This is a genomic window from Corynebacterium sp. HMSC05C01, assembly GCF_001807155.1.
Taxonomy (GTDB): domain Bacteria; phylum Actinomycetota; class Actinomycetes; order Mycobacteriales; family Mycobacteriaceae; genus Corynebacterium; species Corynebacterium coyleae.
On the sequence record NZ_KV787952.1, the window covers coordinates 1 to 2,585 of the forward strand.

Below are 2,585 nucleotides of genomic sequence, written 5' to 3' on the forward strand. Positions count from 1 at the left end.
TCAATCTTGGCATCCTCACCCGGCTTACCGCTGCCGTCCTCGTAGCCAGGCTCGAAGTGATCGTTGGCGTTCGGAACCTTCGGGTTGCTGTCTTCGTCATCGTTGATGCCGTCGCCGTCATCATCCGGATCCGTGACATCAGGATCGCCATCACCATCGGTATCCAGCTTGAAGTTCGCAGTCGTCTTATCCACGGAGCCATCCGGGTAGGTCACCGTAACTGGAACATCGAACTCTTCCGCGGTGTCCTTGCTCAGCTTGGACTTATCCGGGAAGGTCACGGTGATCTCACCGGTGGTCTTGTCGATGGGGCCAACGGTGTAGCCCTCAGGCGCCTTGAAGTCCTCTGGAATTTCGAACTTGGAGCCCTCCGGAGCGTCGACCTTATCCTCAGTCGGGTTACCGTCTTCGTCCTCCCCGGCCTTGGTAAACGTCGGCTTGGACTTCGTCTCCTTACCCGGAACAACAAGCTTGTCCTCGTACGCTGGCTCGAAGACCGTGTTCTGGTCCGGCGCAACGGTGAAAATCGCGTCAGCGCGAGCGACGATGCGACCCTGGGTCTTCGGGTTGCCGTCCGCATCGGGAACCGGGGCACCGTTCTCATCGAGAACCGGAACCTGCAGTTCATCGTTACGCATGATGACCGGGAACTTGTACGTCTTAGCAGTCTGGTCGGCCTTCGGGGTGAAGGTCACGACACCGGTCGCAGGGTCAACCTTGACCTGGTCTTCAGCGACGCCCTCCGGCAGTTTGCCAAGTTCGAACTTGGCCTTCTCCGGCTTCTTCTCTTCGACATTCTCCGTAGCCGGGTTGTCGAACTTCGGCTCAGAGGTAGTCTCCTTGCCGCGCTCCGCATCGACCGGGTCGTATGCAAGGTAGTCGCGAGCGACAGCGAAGGCATCCATCGCCAGCACAAGATCATCAGCAGCAGGCTCACCCTCAGTAACCTTCAGACGAGCAGTAAACGTATCACCCGTCTGGGCATCCGCAGGGACAGCAAACTCACAGCTCGGGATCTTGGTGGCTGCATCCACCTTGGCGGTTGGGCACTGCTTTACAGAGTTGCCGTCCTTGTCATACCACTCAATGTAGTAGTTCAGGTTCTGGGCAAACGGCAGACCAGACGTATCCGTCTGAACCTTATCCCCGATCGTTGCCCAATTGTCAGTGGTGTTCTTATCAACCACATCAAACTTCAGCGCCTGCGGAGCAAGCGCGATGTTCCAACCGGTGTAGCTGTCGGTAGTGTTACCGATCAGGGCACCGTCACCACCGAAGAGCTGCGCGTTAGCACCAGCATTCAAATCAGTACCGAAGCCTGGGCCCGCCCACTGGCCAAGCGACCACGGGTACAGCGCACCGATATTGTCTGGCAGTGGGTTGCCGTCCTTGTCAAGAATGCTGACGTAGCTCCAGTGCATGTTGACGTGCTTGGAGCTCGAAAGGCTGTTCGTCCAGTTGCCCTCGTCATGCGAACCCGCCAGGGTGCCAAACTTGTCCTGTGGAACAACTCCGCGACTGTCGTGGGAGTTGCCGTAGATACCCTTCCAGCGCAGCTGGAAATGACCATCAGCACCAGTGGTGGTAGTCAGAGTTTCTGCGATCCACTCTTCAGGGTTCTTGGCAATCTGCTCATTAATCCACTTCTGCAGCCCTTGCTCATCAGTAGGAGTCCAGTCTTTGCCACGCAGCGCCTTGCCCGCAAAGTTATCCTCCGCATACTGCTCAATCTTGCGTACTGCGTCATCGGTGAGGTAGGAGCCAACCACCTTCAACCCAGCGGCGGGGATGTCCTTACCACCATAAGCACTCACGGTGTTGTGGTTCAAAGCGCCCTGCAGAACGTCAAGGTTCCAGAAAGCCCGACCAGCATAGGTACCACCGTTACCTCCCGTACCGGTGCTCTCTGCGCGCTTGCTTTCTGGTAAGTGCTGCGGCAGCTTATCCTTCTGCGCATACTGGATGGTCATGCCCGTGATCTTGTTGCCGCCCCAGTCACCATCGCCCTGGGTCGTCGGCGTCGTATTCGCACCGATACCCGGGAAGATACCAGCAGCAGGCTGGTGCACCAGCCGGTACTTATCCGTCAGGTCATCCGGAAGCTCCGTCCACACGCGGATCTTCTCGCGCTTGTGGTCGCGCTTACCACGATCAGCACCAGTGGTCAGACCAACAGAAGCGTCAGCGTCAAAGAAACGGGTCGCACCATTGGCATCGACATACGGTGCCATCTTGATCGTAAAGTTACCGTTCGCATCCGACTCGGTGTAGTACACCGGAGACGAGTGCTGAGTGTTCTCACCCTCGTACCACTGGGCGTAAATCTTGACGCCCTCAAGCGGCTTACCAGAGTCCTGCACGTTACCGAAACCAACACCGGCCTCAACAATCTCCTTGACAGAACCAGAGATCGTACCTTCCTGGTCTGCCTGACCCGGAGAATAAATGGCCTTGCTTGCGTCAGCCGGTGCCTCGGCCGCAGGCTTCTGCGCATCCGTGTTCCCTTCAGCAAACGCCGCAGCAGCAAACTGCGGAGCAGCCACCGGCTGCGCGAACGGCGCAACCAACGCAAACGACAACGCAGC

General features: G+C 57.8%; 1 protein-coding gene. It reads right to left on the reverse strand.

The genetic code is table 11. From position 1 onward, the window contains the following. Window positions 1–2,585: YPDG domain-containing protein (locus HMPREF3145_RS04760; protein ID WP_210384147.1), on the reverse strand; the 2,585-nt coding region annotated here is incomplete at both ends.